The 17083-nt window shown below is 62.3% G+C and carries 13 protein-coding genes; 9 read left to right on the forward strand and 4 right to left on the reverse strand.

Translation table 11 applies throughout. The features are described from left to right. The first annotated feature begins 35 nt into the window (after positions 1 to 35). The 4 genes from V9L17_RS07455 to secA all read left to right on the forward strand — a co-directional run bounded on the left by V9L17_RS07455 (position 36) and on the right by secA (position 5800). Complete coding sequence (locus V9L17_RS07455; RefSeq protein ID WP_337350976.1) at positions 36 to 845, forward strand: ComF family protein; 810 nt, start codon at positions 36 to 38, stop codon at positions 843 to 845. A gap of 143 nt (positions 846 to 988) precedes the next feature. Next, entirely contained in the window at positions 989 to 1714 is a 726-nt protein-coding gene (hpf, locus tag V9L17_RS07460; protein WP_337345765.1) for a ribosome hibernation-promoting factor, HPF/YfiA family, read from the forward strand. Between the two features lie 32 nt (positions 1715 to 1746). Next, positions 1747 to 3015 carry a winged helix-turn-helix domain-containing protein gene (locus V9L17_RS07465; protein ID WP_337350977.1) on the forward strand — a complete coding sequence of 423 codons (1269 nt, stop codon included), beginning with the start codon at positions 1747 to 1749 and terminating at the stop codon, positions 3013 to 3015. A gap of 46 nt (positions 3016 to 3061) precedes the next feature. Continuing rightward, entirely contained in the window at positions 3062 to 5800 is a 2739-nt protein-coding gene (secA, locus tag V9L17_RS07470) for a preprotein translocase subunit SecA (protein WP_337350978.1), read from the forward strand. 105 nt (positions 5801 to 5905) lie between these two features. Here the strand turns inward: secA and V9L17_RS07475 are convergent, their stop codons facing one another. Together V9L17_RS07475 and V9L17_RS07480 are read right to left on the reverse strand one after the other, a co-directional pair. After that, positions 5906 to 6370: an Rv3235 family protein gene (locus V9L17_RS07475; RefSeq protein ID WP_337345768.1), complete on the reverse strand. Its 465-nt coding sequence runs from the start codon at positions 6368 to 6370 to the stop codon at positions 5906 to 5908. A gap of 40 nt (positions 6371 to 6410) precedes the next feature. Then, on the reverse strand, positions 6411 to 7202 hold the full coding sequence (locus V9L17_RS07480; protein WP_337350979.1) for a LysM peptidoglycan-binding domain-containing protein: 792 nt from the start codon (positions 7200 to 7202) through the stop codon (positions 6411 to 6413). 144 nt (positions 7203 to 7346) lie between these two features. Here V9L17_RS07480 and V9L17_RS07485 point away from each other — a divergent pair, with 144 nt between their 5' ends. Further along, positions 7347 to 7919 carry a hypothetical protein gene (locus V9L17_RS07485; RefSeq protein WP_337350980.1) on the forward strand — a complete coding sequence of 191 codons (573 nt, stop codon included), beginning with the start codon at positions 7347 to 7349 and terminating at the stop codon, positions 7917 to 7919. 42 nt (positions 7920 to 7961) lie between these two features. On the opposite strand, the gene V9L17_RS07490 is transcribed toward V9L17_RS07485, so the two are convergent. Beyond that, the gene (locus V9L17_RS07490) at positions 7962 to 8177 is read right to left on the reverse strand and encodes a helix-turn-helix domain-containing protein (RefSeq protein ID WP_045729765.1); all 216 of its coding nucleotides are present in this window, start codon (positions 8175 to 8177) and stop codon (positions 7962 to 7964) included. A gap of 164 nt (positions 8178 to 8341) precedes the next feature. On the opposite strand from V9L17_RS07490, the gene V9L17_RS07495 reads away from it, so the two are divergent. From V9L17_RS07495 to V9L17_RS07510, 4 genes are read left to right on the forward strand one after another with little or no spacing between them, the layout of a single operon-like run. Continuing rightward, a complete protein-coding gene (locus V9L17_RS07495; protein ID WP_443197928.1) occupies positions 8342 to 8980 on the forward strand; it encodes a hypothetical protein in 639 nt (212 codons plus the stop codon). Further along, on the forward strand, positions 8977 to 10284 hold the full coding sequence (locus tag V9L17_RS07500; protein ID WP_337350981.1) for an AAA family ATPase: 1308 nt from the start codon (positions 8977 to 8979) through the stop codon (positions 10282 to 10284). The genes V9L17_RS07495 and V9L17_RS07500 overlap by 4 nt, the downstream gene beginning before the upstream one ends. Before the next feature lie 57 nt (positions 10285 to 10341). After that, a complete protein-coding gene (locus V9L17_RS07505) occupies positions 10342 to 15195 on the forward strand; it encodes an NAD-glutamate dehydrogenase (protein WP_337345773.1) in 4854 nt (1617 codons plus the stop codon). Between the two features lie 28 nt (positions 15196 to 15223). Next, a complete protein-coding gene (locus V9L17_RS07510; RefSeq protein ID WP_337345774.1) occupies positions 15224 to 16693 on the forward strand; it encodes a sensor histidine kinase in 1470 nt (489 codons plus the stop codon). Between the two features lie 101 nt (positions 16694 to 16794). Here V9L17_RS07510 and V9L17_RS07515 read toward each other — a convergent pair whose 3' ends face one another. After that, on the reverse strand, positions 16795 to 17043 hold the full coding sequence (locus V9L17_RS07515) for a WhiB family transcriptional regulator (RefSeq protein ID WP_003804966.1): 249 nt from the start codon (positions 17041 to 17043) through the stop codon (positions 16795 to 16797). Positions 17044 to 17083 lie beyond the last annotated feature (40 nt).

The raw sequence follows: 17083 nt of genomic DNA on the forward strand, positions 1-17083 counted from the left end.
CGGCCAAACACAGGGGAGTGCACCGCAGGTGGCAGATGCGTGCAGCCGACCTGGGCGCCGCTGCAGTTGCTGAGTTGCTGGCGCTGGCCGTCCCCGTCGACTGCGTCTGCTGCGGCGCTGAAGACCTGGTCCTGTGCGTGGCCTGCGAACGGCGGGTCCGGCACTTGACCCGCCACCCGTTCAGGGCAGAAGCGCAGGCGCCTGCACTCATGGATGTCGACGGCAGCGTGATACTCCCCGTAGTGGCGGCCGGCGCATACCGGGACGAGCTGGCGCAGGCGGTCCTTTCATTCAAGGGCCACGGCCAGCACCAGCTCAGGCGTGTTCTGTCGCGGGCACTGGTCCGCGCAATCGCTGCCGCTGCGCAGCACGAAGACCAGATCGCCCTGGTGCCTGTTCCGAGCAGCGCCGGTGCCTTCGTGCGGAGGGGTTTCAGCCCTGTGCATCTGCTGCTTGGCCCTGCGAGCAGGCTGACGGACACTCCAGTGTTGGATGTGCTGCGGAAGTCGCAGTGGCGAAGGGGACCCGGAGGGCTGCCCGGCGGTCAAAAAGGCCTGGGCCGTGGAGCCCGCGCCAGCCGCGTCCGTGGATCGATGAGGGTTCCGGCGCGGAAGGCCGACGGCGTAGCCGGCCGCCGGTGCATCATCATCGACGACGTGCTGACCACCGGTGCGACACTCGCCGAAGCTGCCCGCGCACTGCACGAAAGCGGGGCCATTGTGGCCGGCGCAGTGGTCCTCGCAGCGACACGCCCGCCCGATTCAGCTGGCGGCGGAACGGTATCGGCGGAAGCTGGCGGAATGGGGCCTGACATAGAAAAAAATAAACGAAGAAAGGATGAATAACCTGTGGCTATGAACTAACGTCGGTTGTGGGTACCAAGAACAGATGTACCTGTCGATAGCGGCTCGGAAAGGGGCTCGACTGTCAAGCAGATCGGCCCTAGGAAGTGCCGCCGTCGTGTCACCGAAGTCATTTGGAGGGCACCATGGAGTTTATGATCAGCGGACGAAATCTGACGGTCTCAGACCGCTTCCGCGAATACGCCGGTGAAAAGATCTCGAAGATCGAATCGCTCGGCGACAAGGTCCAGCGGGTGGATGCGAAGGTCTCGAAAGAAACCAATGCCCGCCAGGCCGGCGACCAGCTCACCGTTGAAGTGACTGTCCTGGGACGCGGGCCCGTAATCCGTGCCGAAGCCAGCGCCGCAGACAAATTCGCTGCCTTCGACCTCGCCTACAACAAGCTGCTTGAACGTCTTCGCCGCGCAAAGGACCGCAAGAAGGTCCACCACGGACGCCACACGCCCAAGGCGGTCCGCGAAGCCACCGCGTCATTGGAGCCAGCAAGTGCCCATGAGCCCATTTATGTCGAGGCAAGCCACCGTAACGAACCGGCGGCCGTGGCAGCCGAAAAATCGCCGTACGACGTTGAGAACGACATTCCGGCTGGGGATTCGCCCGTACTGATCAGGCGCAAGGTCTTCCCCGCAGCATCCCTCTCACTTGACGATGCCGTGGACAACATGGAACTGGTGGGTCACGATTTCTACCTGTTTGTGGACAAAGCCACGAACACACCTTCCGTCGTTTACCGCCGCCGCGGCTGGACATACGGCGTCATTACCCTGGACCATGAGTGCGAACCGGGCGAACAGGTTGTTGAAGAAAAGATCCTTGCCTACCGCTCGGATGACGAGGCTGCCAGGATCTAGGGTGGTGTACACCATCCATCGAAAGGACTGATGTGGCGGCGACGCTGAGCCTTGAACAGGCACGGCGGATCGCACTGGCAGCCCAAGGCCTGGACAAAGGACGGCCCTCCGGACCCGTGACTTCACGGACGGTGGGCCGTACCTTTGCCCAGCTGCAGCTGGTCCAGATCGATTCCGTAAATGTGGTCTCGCGGAGCCACTTTCTTCCTTTTTTCTCGCGCTTGGGCAACTACGACCGCAGCATTCTGCAGCGGATGTCCAGCACGCACCCGCGGCGAATGATGGAGTACTGGGCACATGAAGCCAGTTACATCCGGCCAGAGCATTACCAAGACCTGGTGCAGTGGCAGAAGCGTAAGTGGGTTGGGGCCGCGGCCATGGACCCGGTGCTGCGCGAAGCCGTGGCCGGAAAGATCCTGGACGTTCTGGCCCGCGGACGTGCCATGACGGCGGCAGAACTGACGGTGGAAATCGGGCATGTAGAGGACCGCCGGGATGACAACTGGGGGTGGAACTGGAATGCCGTCAAAAGGGTTCTGGAACATCTGTTTGAAGCCGGCCTCGTTTCCGCGGCGTCGCGAACGGAACAGTTCGAGCGCAGATATACGCTCACCGCGAGGGTTGTCCCGGATCGGCAAGCCCCGGCGGAGGGCCCGCGGGACCCTGACGAGTCCATGTATCGGCTGATCGATGCGGCAGCCCAGGCCCACGGCATCGGAACACTGAGATGTTTCGCTGACTATTTCCGCATGCCGATCAAGCCCGCTGCCGCTGCAGTAGAACGTCTGGTGGGTTCCGGACGGCTGGAGCCAGTGACCGTTACCGGCTGGAACAGAAAGGTCTACCGACACGCTGAAGCCAGGATGCCGCGTCGGGCCGCAGGCCGGGCCCTCTTGAGTCCCTTTGACTCGCTGGTCTTTGAACGCCGTCGACTTGAGGAACTGTTTGGCTTCCACTACCGCATCGAGATTTACACCCCCGAGCACCGGCGGCGCTTCGGATACTACGTGCTCCCGTTCCTGCTGGGCGAAACCTTGGTGGCACGGGTCGACCTCAAGGCCGACCGTGCGGCCGGAAAGCTGTTGGTCAGGTCCGCCTACGGAGAGCCGGACGCCCCGCCGGAGACCGCCGTCGAACTTGCAGCCGAGTTGGAACTGATGGCTGAATGGCTGGGGCTGGGGGACGTTCTGGTCAGCCCGACAGGAGACCTGGCGGGGGACCTGGCTGCAGCCGTCGGAGCGGCTGGAAGTGCTATCCGCTCTCAGGGAACACAGGCATCGCGGCCGGTGTCTCTCCCGTAGACTAAAAACGCCAGAATTCGGCGGCAGAGACTGGGAGCATCTTCACGTGGCATCACTTATCGAAAAACTTCTCCGTACGGGTGACAAAAAAACCCTGCGTCAACTGCGGAACTATGCCGATTCCATTAATGCTCTCGAAGACTCGTTCAAGACGTTTACTGATGCCGAACTCCGGGAAGAAACCGACCGCCTGCGGGCGCGCCACCAGGACGGCGAGAAGCTGGATGACCTCCTGCCAGAGGCCTTTGCCGCAGTGCGGGAGGCCTCATCCAGAACCTTGGGCATGCGCCACTTTGATGTCCAGATGATGGGCGGCGCCGCCCTCCATCTGGGCAATATCGCCGAAATGAAGACTGGTGAAGGTAAAACCCTGGTGGCCACTGCTCCGGCCTACCTCAACGCCCTGACCGGCAACGGCGTCCATGTCATCACGGTTAACGACTACCTGGCTGAATACCAGTCAGACCTGATGGGCCGCGTTTACCGGTTCCTCGGCCTGACCAGCGGATGCATCCTGTCCAACCAGGATCCGTCCGTTCGCCGGGAGCAGTACGCCGCGGACATCACCTACGGCACTAACAACGAATTCGGTTTCGACTACCTGCGCGACAACATGGCTTGGGACAAGTCCGAACTGGTCCAGCGTGGGCATCACTTCGCCATCGTGGATGAGGTCGACTCCATCCTGATCGACGAGGCCCGCACGCCGCTGATTATCTCCGGGCCCGCCCAAGGTGACACCAACCGCTGGTACAGCGAGTTCGCCAAGGTAGTTCTCCGCCTGCAGCCTGAACACGACTACGAGGTCGACGAGAAGAAGCGCACGGTTGGCGTCCTGGAAAGCGGTATTGAAAAAGTCGAGGACTACCTTGGTATCCAGAACCTCTACGAGTCTGCCAACACACCGCTCATCGGCTTCCTGAACAACGCCATCAAGGCCAAGGAACTGTTCAAGCGCGACAAGGACTACGTCATCCTGGACGGCGAAGTCCTGATTGTCGACGAACATACCGGCCGCATCCTTGCCGGCCGGCGCTACAACGAGGGGATGCACCAGGCAATCGAGGCCAAGGAAGGCGTCGAGATCAAGGCTGAGAACCAGACCCTTGCTACGGTGACACTTCAGAACTACTTCCGCATGTACGGCAAACTCTCCGGCATGACGGGCACCGCGGAGACCGAGGCCGCAGAGTTCATGGGAACCTACAAGCTCGGCGTTGTGGCTATTCCCACCAACCGCGACATGCAGCGGATCGACCAGTCCGACCTCGTGTTCAAGAACGAAAAAGTGAAATTCGACGCCGTGGTCAAGGATATTGCTGAGCGCCACGAAAAGGGCCAGCCCGTCCTTGTGGGTACCACGAGCGTCGAGAAGAGCGAATACCTTTCCGGGCTGCTCGCCAAGGAGGGCATCAGGCACGAAGTCCTGAACGCCAAGAACCATGCCCGCGAGGCTGCCATTGTGGCCCAGGCTGGCCGCAAGGGTGCTGTCACCGTCGCAACCAACATGGCCGGCCGTGGCACCGACATCATGTTGGGCGGCAATGCCGAATTCACGGCTGTCGCTGAGCTCGCCAAGCGCGGACTGGACCCCGAAGAGAACTCCGAGGAGTACGAGGCCGCGTGGCCCGCTGCCTTCGAAGCGGCCAAGCAGTCGGTCAAAGACGAGCACGAGGAAGTGCTGAGCCTCGGCGGCCTCTATGTCCTGGGCACCGAACGGCACGAGTCCCGCCGCATTGACAACCAGCTCAGAGGCCGCTCCGGCCGTCAGGGTGATCCTGGCGAATCGCGGTTCTACCTTTCCCTGACCGATGACCTGATGCGGCTCTTCAACTCAGGGGCAGCAGAGCGCCTGATGAACAGTTCGGTGCCGGACGACGTCGCGCTTGAATCCAAGCTGGTGTCCCGGGCCATCGCCTCTGCCCAGGGGCAGGTGGAGGGCCGCAATGCCGAACAGCGCAAGAACGTCCTGAAGTACGACGACGTCCTGAATCGGCAGCGCGAAGCCATATACGGCGACCGTCGGCGGATCCTTGAAGGCGACGACCTGCATGAAAAGGTGCAGTTCTTTATCGAAGACACCATCACTGCTCTTATCGACGCCGCCACCGCCGAAGGCAACGGCGACGACTGGGACTACAACCAGCTCTGGACCAACCTGAAAACGCTCTACCCGGTGAGCGTTACCGCAGAGGACATCATCGAAGAGGCCGGCGGAAAGTCCCGGCTCACCGTGGAGTTCCTCAAGGAAGAGCTTCTTTCCGACGCCAAGCTGGTGTACCAGGCGCGTGAGGAGGCCATCGGCTCGGACAGCATGCGCGAGCTGGAGCGCAGGGTGGTGCTCTCCGTCATCGGGCGCAAGTGGCAGGAACATCTTTATGAGATGGACTACCTTAAGGAAGGCATTGGCTTGCGTGCCATGGCTCAGCGTGACCCGCTCGTGGAGTACCAGCGCGAGGGTTTCACAATGTTCCAGAGCATGATGGAAGCCATCCGTGAGGAGAGCGTGGGTTTCCTGTTCAACCTTGAAGTGGAGGTAACCCCGGCACAGGACGTTGTGGTTGTCGATGCCTCAGGCGGGCACACCGAGCACGTTGAGCCACAGATCCATGCTGCTGGCCTGGAAGCACCGGAGAAGCCTGCGCAGCTGCAATACACGGCACCGGGTGAAGACGGCGCAAGCCAGACACGCGTAGAAAGCCGTTCATCCGGACGGTCGGGCAACCCGGCTAAGGCGGCCGTGCAGGATGCCAGCAAGAAGCCTGCCAAGAAGAAGCGCCGCTGATCACTGGCAAATGACCGATGACGTCTGACCCAAGACGTGAGAACCACAGGGAAGGGCCCGGAACCAGAGTTCCGGGCCCTTCCCTGTGATTCCGGCTGCGAGGGATCAACCAATCACGAGTTCAGTGACGCGCCACAGCTCCTTGCTTTGTTCCAGCCGGACGGCCACTGCACGTGCCCGCACGTCGTCAACGACGACGGCGCTAGCTTCGTAGATGCCCGGAGCGGCCTCGCACAGCCGGACGGACCTCACCACGGAGTTTTTGTGCAGCCTCGCCAACGACGGCGACGATGAGCGGGCAAGCTCGCGCCGGATCAGCGACGCGCGGTGTTGCAGAGCCGAAAGGCAGCGCGGGTCCAGCCGGCGGGCAAGCTGATGGACCGGGCGAATTCCTGCCAAGACCTCCATTGAAGCCTGGACCGTGCTCCGTATGATTGCCAGGACCTCCGCCTTTTCATCGACGGCCCTGAGCGGACGCGGGGCACGTCCCGTCCTGTCAGGCACCAGCCGCACGGCTGGAGATAGCTTTGAAACAGGCGCTGCTGGGCGGATCGGCGTTACTGCACTCATGGTTTCCCCTTTTAGTATTGTGCTGCCCGTTTTTACTCACCTAGGCCGCGGCGGGTGGTTTCAGGACCTGGCCCGGGAGCAGGACGTCCGGGTTCTCACCAATTTGAGCTTTGTTGGCCTGGTACCAGCGAGGCCAGTGCAGGGCCACCTCGACGTCAGAGGCGGTGGATCCCAGGTCGCGGGCCGCGATGTCCCAGAGCGTGTCCCCGGCAAGTACTGTGACGCCTGCCCGCGCTGTTGGAGGCGCCTGCCTGGCCCGGGAGGGCGAGGCGACAACGAGGTCCGGTTCAGTGATGGGAGAAGTTGGCCGCCAGTTCGGATGCATCCCCGACAGGGGAGCCTGATGTTCCAACGCCATACCCCCGGAGCCAGTTGATACTAGGGCGATTGTGCCGGCGGTAGGTACCCATACCGCCGGCGCCGCGACCGATTGCGTTGGGCCCCAGCCAGGTCCGGAAACCCGCTCATCGGCATGGGCGAGAGGGGTGGAGACGATCTGAACGGCCAAGAATGCGAGCGCCAGCCGGCGCATAAAAGCCGGACAGTACCTGCTTGCCGTAGCGGCCGCGCGTTTCCGGCCCGTGCGTTCCAAGGCTGCCGCGAGGAAGGCGCAGGACATGCAGAGCATCCACCAGCTGGCAACTCCCACGCCCGCCGCAGTTGTGGCAGCACCGAGCAGTTGGTCCAGGTCAGGTCCGGGTCTGCCCGCGGTGGCGAGGACCCATGGTGCCGCGAGTCCATGCCCTGTGACCAACAGGAAGCCGCCCAACAACAGGATGGCCGATGCCATGCCGGCGTCAGTGCCAAGCTTCCGCTGCCCTGTTGCTGCCATGGCTACTCCTTGGTCTTTGATGTTGTTTAGTGCTGTTTGATGTATTCAAACATAGTTTGCGCTAGTTTATCGATTTTTGTCCATACGTTGGAGTGGATCAGGATATGAATTGACCTCTCGGCAGGGTCGCCTTACGCTGGCCGAATGCGTTGGGATGCCCTGTTCAATGACATGGAGGCCCAGTTTGCCGAAGGCGACAGGCTTTCGATGGAGGCCGAAATCTCTGAACGTGCCAGAGTGGACGCGGCCGGACTCTGTTTGGCCGACCGCCTGCGTGGATCCTTGGGGACCATCGTGAAGGTGCACCTCGTCTCCGGTGCATTTTTGGAAGGGACCCTGACATTCGCGGGGGCTGATGCCTTTGTCTTGAATGACAAGCGGCACCAGGTGCTGATTCCACACGGTGCCGTTTCGAGGTATGCCGGATTAGGCCGGTTTTCCGTGGGTGAGCCTTCTGCGGTGCGCAGCCGCATTGGGCTGTCGAATGCCCTTCGTGCCCTGGCCCGGGACCGGGCGGAGCTGACAGTCACGCTCAGAGGGGCAGATCTGCAGGACTCCGGAGTGTCGGGCGTCATCGACAAGGTAGGCCGCGACTACATCGACCTGGCTGCGCTCCGGCCCGGGGAAGCGCGGCGCGCACCACAGGTGGGACAGGTGTCCACTATCCCGTTTTCCGCCCTTGCTTCCGTCAGGTCACCGTTCAGAAGCGAACTGTAGCTCTCACGTTGTTGGCTGGCGGCCGGCAGGGACAGGGCCGAATCAGACTGATTTTGACTTGGATTCCTGGATCATCCGGCTCGCTTCGGCGTAGCGCTCCTCGATGTACTGCTCCAGCATCTTTTCCTCCACGCGCCATTGGCCGCGGCCGCCAACCTGGATCGCCTTGAGTTCTCCGCTGCGGACCAGTGCATAGGCTGCCGGCGAGTTGATCTGGAGTTGCTCTGCGACGTCTGCAAGGGTGAGGAATCGGGGCATAATGCCATTTTGCCACTTCAGGGGCCCTTCGGTGCAGTTTTCCACAATCTGATGCTGTTTGGCCTTTTTGACTTCCTGTTCAGCCTTCCATGCCGTAACAATGAGGTTGTCCGGCGTGCGGCTAACTGCGCCGGTGCGGAGCGAGGGGGAGACTGCGCGTGAGTATTGATAGTGCGACCACATCGGCGAGGTTGAAACGGCCTTCCTGGAAGGATCCTCGGCTTCTTGTTGGCGTTTTGCTTGTCCTTGCCTCCGTGGCGGGCGTTATTTCGCTTGTTGGCAGCGCCGACAGGACGACTGAGGTCTATGCTGCCCGCGATGCCATCGCGGTCGGTGAGGCGCTGACGCAGGACAACGTGGTCCGCGCCAAAGTGCGGCTAGGTGATACCGAACAGCATTACTTCACTGTCGAGGGCGGCCTGCCTGAAGATGCGGTGGCAGTGCAACGAATTGGCAAGGATCAGCTCGTTCCGCGGGAAAGTCTGGGCACCGCCGATGCCCTGGACCGCAAGCCCGTAGCGGTTACGGTAGAGCAGGTGCTGCCAAACCAAGCCGTAGCCGGCACGCGGGTCGATGTGTGGGTTGCCCTACCCGATACGAAGAATGGATACAGCGAGCCGAAGCTGCTCCTTCCAAACGCCGAAATTGCGCAGGTCACGTCGGGCTCAACAGCGTTGGGTTCGTCCCGAAGCACCGTGCTGATGGTTCTGGTGTCAGATAGCCAAATGCCAGGGCTGCTGGGCGCGCAGGCAAATCAAGCCAAGATCGCCGTGGTGTGGAATCCTGGCGGGGCCGCTTCGTGAGCATTCCCGTAGTGACCGTCGGGCAGGCGCAGGAAGATGTTGTCGGCGGACTCGAACGGTTGCACGGTCCGGTCACGGTGGTCCGTCGATGCGCCGAACTCACAGAGCTGCTCGCCGCCTGCCAAAGTGGTTTGGCCCGCGCCGCCGTGGTCGCGGACGGATGTGAAGGATTGACCGCCTCCCTTGTGGACAGGCTTGGCGCCGTCGGCGTGGTGGTCATCGCCCTCACCGATGATCCTGATGAGGCATCCCGGCTCCGCGGAATCGGTGTCGCGTCAGCTCTTTCGGGTGTTGAGCCTGCCGCCTTGGCGGCACGGATTTCTGAGGCTGTCGGCCGATTGGGGGGTTCCTTGAAGCCCGGCAATCCATCGTCCGGCCTGGCCGATCCCTCCGCGGCGTTAAGGCCTGTTCCTGCAGTCCCGGAGGAGGTCATGGACACTCCCGGTGCCGGCAGCATCATTGCTGTCTGGGGTCCCACAGGATCGCCCGGAAGGACCTTCGTAGCCGTGAATATGGCGGGCGAGCTTGCCGCTGAGGGCAAATCCGTGCTGCTGATTGATGCCGACAGCTACGGGGCCAGCGTTGCGGCGGTCCTGGGCCTCTTGGACGAATCGGCAGGCCTGGCACAGGCTTGCCGGCTCGCGGACCAAGGTCTTCTTGACGCCGACGCAATGCTCAGGATTGCCGCGCCAGTAGTGACCCGGCTTGGCACATTCCGGGTCCTGACCGGCATTACCCGGGCGGACAGATGGACCGAACTGCGCGCGGCGGCCCTTTCCCTGGTTCTTGAGCGGGCCCGGGATATCGCCGATGTAGTGGTCATCGATACGGGCTTCTGCCTGGAAGCGGATGAAGAGCTCAGCTTCGACACCATGGCCCCGCGACGCAACGCAGCCACCCTGCGGAGCCTCGAACTCGCTGACACGGTCTACGCCATCGGGTCGGCAGACCCTATCGGCGTGCCCCGGCTGGTCCGCGGCGTGGCCGAACTTGAGCTCGCCGTCCCGCATGTTGCTCCGATTGTGGTGATGAACAAGGTCCGGGCCGGTGCTGTGGGCAGGGCGCCCGAACGCCAGCTGCGCGACGCGTGGAACAGGTATGGACCAGCCGCGGCAATCAGTGCGTTCCTGCCCGCAGACGCTCCCGCGGCCGATTCGGCCCTGCTCGGCGGCTCGCTGCTGCTTGAATCCTCGCCCGAATCGAAGCTGAGGACAGCGATCGCTCAATTGGTCTGTGCATCAGTCCAGCAAAAAGGCAGATCCTCTGTATTTTCTTCCACAGCGAGGCGCCGACTAAAGGGTTAGGCTCACCATAAGAGCTGCAAAGGTGCAGCATTAATCTTGTGATGGAGGCGTTTGTCGATGTCGTCTGGATCCAGCGTGGAGGATCAACCCCTTGCCATTGGGGACCGTGAAGGTTTCCTGGGGGACTACTACCAGCATCTAGCCGAAGAGGATGCGCGCAGTTATTCGCAGGATGTGCTTGCCTCCCGGGCCGAAATGCACCGCGAGGTCGCAGCTGTTCGCCTGCCTGGCCAAGCCAAGATCGCGATCAGCACGGAGGCGGACAGCAGCGTTGTGTATGTTGTCACGGACGACATGCCGTTCCTCGTTGACTCGGTCAACGCTGAGCTGGTCCGCCAGAACTCGGCCATTCACCTGGTAATCCACCCCCTTTTCGTGGTCACCCGCAATCGCGAATCGGGACAGTTGGTCAGGGTCGACCGCGTGCCTTCCCAGTTCGGAATTTCCAGCGGCGACACCGCCGCCATGCCCAGCATGTCGCACCTCATCGCTACAGGCGACAACGCCTCCCACATGGAGTCCTGGATCGCCGTAGAAATCGATCGCACCAATGACGACGCCCGGGACGCACTGCTTGCCGGCCTGGAACGCGTCCTGGGTGATGTCCGGGCCGCCGTCGAGGACTGGCCAAAGATGCGCAACAAGGCCCTGCAGATTGCGGAGAGCCTGGACAAAGTTGCCAACCCTGCCCAGATCACGGAGCTGAGACAGGCCCAGGATCTCCTCCGCTGGCTCGATGAAGGAAACTTCACCTTCCTGGGCTACCGGGAATACGACCTCATTAACGTCGACGGCGAAGACGTCCTCGAGCTGCGCGAAGACAGCGGGCTCGGACTCCTGCGGGCTGCAGCTGATTCCCACCATGTCCAGCACCTGACTGACGCCGGCCGGAAGAAGGCACGTGAAAAGCGCGCACTCGTAATTACCAAGGCCAACTCAAGGTCAACGGTGCACCGGCCCGCGTACCTCGATTACATTGGCGTGAAGAGCTTCGACGCCGCGGGAAACGTCAACGGTGAGCGGCGCTTCATTGGACTGTTTGCCACCAGCGCCTACGCCGGGTCGGTCCGTAACATCCCGATCGTCCGGGAAAAGGTGGACGCCGTCCTGAGGAGTGCCGGCTTCCCGCCTGATTCGCATTCCGGCAAGGACCTTTTGGGAATCCTGGAGACTTATCCGCGCGACGAACTGTTCCAGATCGAGATCCCGGACCTCGCGGCGACCGCGATGGGGATCCAGCGGCTGCAGGAACGCCGCCGCACCCGGCTGTTCCTTCGGCCGGATATTTACGGCCGGTTCATGTCCGCCCTCGTATACCTTCCGCGTGACAGGTACACCACCAACGTACGGCTCCGCATAGAGGACGAGTTGCGGGAAACGTTCCAGGCTGTCTCCATCGACTACGAAGCCCGGATGACCGAGTCCGCCCTGGCTCGCCTGTTCTTCCGCATCCGCCTGCCTAAAGGCGCCGACGTCAGCCACGTTGACGCCGAAGAGCTGGAGAAACGGCTGGTTCGTGCTGCCCGCTCGTGGAGCGAAGGCATCGCAGAAGTCCTGCGAGGGCGCGAGGACGATGATCAGGCCAAGGAACTGGCCTCCATCTGGTCGGAGGCGTTCCCGGCGAGCTACCGCGTGGACTACGAAGTCGAGGAGGCCCTCCAGGACATCTCCCGCTTCGAAAAGTACGGCGCCGAAGCGGAACGCATCGCTGGGGCCAAGCAGGAGCGACCGGGTGTCCATGTCTATCTCCCCGAAGGCGCAGGAGCGACCCTTGAGGAAGACGCCCGGGTCAAGCTCTACATGCTCGAACCCAAAAGCCTCAGCCAGATCCTGCCCTATTTCCACAACATGGGCCTTGAGGTACTGGATGAGCGGCCTTTCGAGATCGAGACGGCTGACCGCCGCGACTTCTTCCTTTATGACCTTGGGCTCAAGTACCCGGCAGGTGTAGACCCGGTAGCCACCGGCGAACTGCTGGCAGACTCCTTCGGGGCCGCGGTGTCCGGTGCCATTGAATCGGACAGCTTCGACCGCCTCGTGCTCCGTGAGGGAATGCACTGGCGCCAGATCACCGTTTTGCGGGCCTACGCGCGCTACATGCGGCAGATGGGAAACACCAACTCATTCGGGTTCATCGCCGATACCCTGCTTGCCAATCCTGCGGTGACCAAAGGCCTCAGCGCGCTCTTCGCCGCCCGTTTCGATCCCTCTGTCGATGAAGATCAGCGGGCCGCGACCCAGGGCTCCGTCCGGGCTGCACTGAACGAAGCGATCGAGCAGGTCGCAACCCTCGACGCCGATCGTATCCTCCGCACCTTCATGAATTTGATCGAAGCCACGCTGCGCACCAATTACTACCAGTTCAAGCAGCACTTGAGCTTCAAGCTGGATCCGACGAATATCGACGGGCTGCCGTTCCCGCGGCCGAAGTTCGAGATCTGGGTGTATTCGCCAAGGGTGGAAGGCGTGCACCTGCGGTTTGGCAAAGTGGCACGCGGCGGGCTTCGCTGGTCTGATCGCCGCGAAGACTTCCGTACCGAGATCCTGGGCCTTGTGAAGGCCCAGACCGTCAAGAACGCGGTGATCGTCCCTACCGGTGCCAAGGGCGGCTTCTTCGCCAAACAGCTCCCTGATCCGGCAGCAGACCGCGCGGCCTGGATGGCCGAGGGCATTGAAAGCTACAAGACCTTCATCCGTGGGCTGCTGGACCTTACCGACAACCTGGTTACGAGCCCTGACGGCGAAAACCTGGTGCCGCCGTCGGACGTTGTGCGCCACGACGACGACGACTCCTACCTTGTAGTGGCGGCGGACAAGGGAACGGCTACTTTCTCCGACATCGCCAACGGCCTGGCCGCCGAGTACGGTTTCTGGCTCGGAGACGCCTTCGCCTCAGGTGGTTCCGTAGGTTACGACCACAAAGCCATGGGGATTACGGCGCGCGGCGCCTGGGAATCGGTCAAGCGCCACTTCAGTGAATTGGACCTGGACACCCAGACCCAGCCCTTCACCGTCGTCGGTGTCGGGGACATGTCAGGTGACGTCTTTGGCAACGGCATGCTCCTGTCCCGCCATATCCGCCTGCTCGCCGCCTTCGACCACCGCCACATTTTCCTCGACCCCAATCCCGATGAGGAATCGTCTTATGCTGAGCGTCAGCGGTTGTTCGAACTGCCCCGCTCCTCGTGGGATGACTACGACAAATCGCTGATTAGCGAGGGCGGCGGCGTTTTCGTCCGCCAGGCCAAGACTGTCCCTGTTTCCGAGCAGGTGCGCGCGGCGCTGGGCCTCCCGGAATCCACCACCCAGCTGAGCCCGCCGGAACTTCTTCGCGCAATTCTGTTGGCGCCTGCCGATTTGCTCTACAACGGCGGAATCGGAACATATGTGAAGGCAAGCACCGAGTCGAATGCCTCCGTCGGGGACAAAGCGAATGACGCCATCCGGGTGGATGGCCGTGACCTGCGGGTGAAAGTCGTCGGTGAAGGCGGCAACCTTGGGATGACCCAACGCGGGCGCATCGAGGCAGCACTGCAGGGCGTGATCCTCAACACTGATGCCATCGACAACTCGGCTGGCGTGGACTGCTCCGACCACGAAGTCAACATCAAGATCTTCGTGGACCGGATGGTGGCCGCTGGCAAACTCTCCGCAGAAGAACGCGCAGGATTCCTCTCGTCGATGACCGAGGAGGTGGGCAGGCTGGTACTCCAGGACAACATTGACCAGAACATCCTGCTCCTCAACGACCGGATGCGTGTTGCCGAGTGGAGCCCCAGCTATGAACGCCTGATGGACTGGCTTGAAAAATCAGCCGACCTCAAGCGTGATCTGGAAGCCCTGCCATCCACGGAGTCGTTGCGGGAAAGGCTGACCCAAGGACAGGGCCTGACGTCCCCGGAACTTTCGGTACTGGCGGCGTACGCCAAGATCGAGCTGACCTCCGCCTTGCGGGAAAGCGACCTCGCCGACGATCCCTGGTTCCGCAGCACTCTGCGGGCCTACTTCCCCCGTCAGCTCCGCGAACGGTTTGATGCCGAGCTCGACACACATCCGCTGCGGCGGGAGATCATCGCGACGGTTGTGGCGAACGACATGATCAACATGGGCGGCATCACCTTCGCCTTCCGGACGATTGAAGAGACGTCCGCCACGGAAGTCGCTGTTGCCAAGGCGTTCGTGGCCCTCCGCGAGATTTACGAGCTGGACGTCATGGTGGATGAACTCAACAGCCTCCCGGCGTCTTTCCCCACGGAGCACTGGAGCACCGTCCACCTGGACATTCGGCGGCTGCTGGACCGCGCCGTCCGCTGGCTCGTCGGGCAAGGCGGAGCCAGCAGGCCCATCGCTGATATCGTCGCCGAATTCAAACCGGTCATGGATCCCATGCGAGCCCGCCTCCTCGACTATGTGAGAGGTGACGACCGGGAGCGTCTCTCCGCCTGGCTTGAAGAAGCCAGGGAATGGAAGCTGCCGGAAGGCCTGGCTCTGCGCTGGGCTGAACTCTTTGAAAGTTTCGTGCTCCTGGACATTGCCAAGATCGCCAAGGTCCGCAAGGATCCAGTCGAGGAGATCGCCTCCGTTTACTACACCGTGTTTAATCGCTTCCACGCTGATGCCCTGCTCGAAAGAATCAGCAGCCTGCCAAGGCAGGACAGGTGGCAGGCGCTGGCACGTGCGGCCTTGCGGGACGACCTCTACTCGACGGTGTCGGACATGACCATGGCGGTGCTCGAATCCACCGGTTCGGGGCTTTCGCCGGAGGACCGGCTGAAGGAATGGGAAAGCCAGAACGCTGAACAACTGGGCAGGGCCAAGAGCATGTTCGACGAGGTCAATTCCCTCGAAGCGGACGATATGGCGTCACTGTCGGTAGCATTGAGGCTCTTGAGGTCAATCGTCCGACGCTAGGGATACTGGCGTCGCAACTGGAGGTGCAGTGGCAATCTTTACGGACCCCATCAGGGAACATGCTGATTTCGGGCCGGGCGATGCCGAATGGCTGCACCTCCTGGTGGGTGACTGGCAGATGGTTGCCGACCTCGCGTTTGCGGACCTGGCCCTCTGGTTCCCCCACCCGGACTACGGCTATGTGGCGTTGGCGCACGTCCGGCCGTCCACCACGCACACCGTTTTCCACGGGGACTTTGTGGGGGAGGGTATCAGGTCGGATCTGCAGCCCCTTGTGGACAAAGCATGGTCCAGCCGTGCCATTGAACGGTCCAGCGAAACAAACTGGAGCAGCGACATGGCTCTGCGGGTCGAGGCCGTGCCCATGGTCCGCAATGGCCGAACCTTGGCCGTTGTAACCACTCACATGGATCTGTCCAGTTCGCGAATGCCGTCAAGGCTGGAGCTCACCTATCGGCAGTGTGCCTATGACTTGCTGCGAATGGGCACGTTGGGGCTGTGGCCAGATTTTGCCTCGCCCACTGGATCCCGTCGTGGCGCACCGCGGGTGGGAGACGGCCTGATCAGGCTCGACGCTGAAGGCATCGTGCAGTATGCGAGCCCCAACGGCGTGTCCGCCTTCCGGCGGCTGGGCGACGGTGAATCGTTGGAGGGACGTTCGCTTGCGGAGGTGACAGCCAGCCTGCTGAAGGACAGGCGAATGGTCGATGAGACGCTGCCACTGGTGGTGACGGGCCGGATGCCGTGGCGCAGTGAGATTGAATCCCGCGGCGTGAGCCTGTCCCTGCGGGCAATTCCGCTTCGTGATGAGCAACACCGTTTTGGGGCGCTCGTTCTATGCCGCGACGTTTCCGAACTGAGGCGGCGCGAGATGGAGCTCGTGACCAAAGACGCGACCATCCGCGAGATCCACCACAGGGTCAAGAACAATCTGCAGACCGTGGCGGCGCTGCTGCGCATGCAGTCGCGCCGCATGGTCAGCGATGAGGCCAAGCAGGGCCTGGAGCAGGCGATGCGCCGCGTAGCCACCATTGCCCTGGTCCACGAAACGCTTTCACAGGGGCTCGCGCAAAGTGTTGACTTCGACGAACTGATCGGGCGGCAGTTCAGGCTGTCCGCTGAGGTTGCGTCACCTTCGCAGCAAGTCAAGACTCAACGGGCAGGGTTGTTCGGCGAACTGCCCAGTGACTTCGCGACCCCGCTGGCGCTGGTGATTAATGAATTGGTGACCAACGCCGTCGAGCACGGCCTCGAGGGACGCACGGGGACTGTATGGCTTCTGGCTGACCGTTCTGAAGGGGACGACGGTGAAGAACTGCTGACGGTTACCGTCGCAGATGACGGCGTGGGCCTGCCGGAGACCCCGCATGTCGAGGGACTGGGGCTCCAGATCGTCCGGACACTGGTAACCAGTGAGCTCGGCGGCACCATCGCGTGGCAGCCCCGGGAGGGCGGCGGAACCGCCGTCCGGATCCGGCTGAGCCTCATGCCGAAGTAATCGCGACACGTGCACTTGCCGTAGTCGTCCGGCTGCCAAAAGGAATGGCCGCAACCCCTTGGGGTTGCGGCCATTGCCATCTGTTGATGCCTTAGCTCAAATTACGAGGCCCGGCGGGCGCGGGCGGCCCGCCGCTTCAGGGCGCGACGCTCGTCCTCGCTCATGCCGCCCCAGACGCCGGCATCCTGTCCGGACTCCAGCGCCCACTGGAGGCACGTATCAACAACGGGGCAGCGGCGGCAAACGCTTTTGGCTTCCTCGATTTGGAGGAGGGCAGGGCCCGTGTTTCCGACCGGGAAAAACAGTTCCGGGTCCTTGTCAAGGCACGCTGCGCGGTTACGCCAATCCATGCTGATCAGTTGCTCCATTTCTGGGAAGAGCTCTTTGTGA

Source organism: Pseudarthrobacter sp. CCNWLW207, assembly GCF_037203945.1.
In the GTDB taxonomy this organism is placed as follows: domain Bacteria; phylum Actinomycetota; class Actinomycetes; order Actinomycetales; family Micrococcaceae; genus Arthrobacter.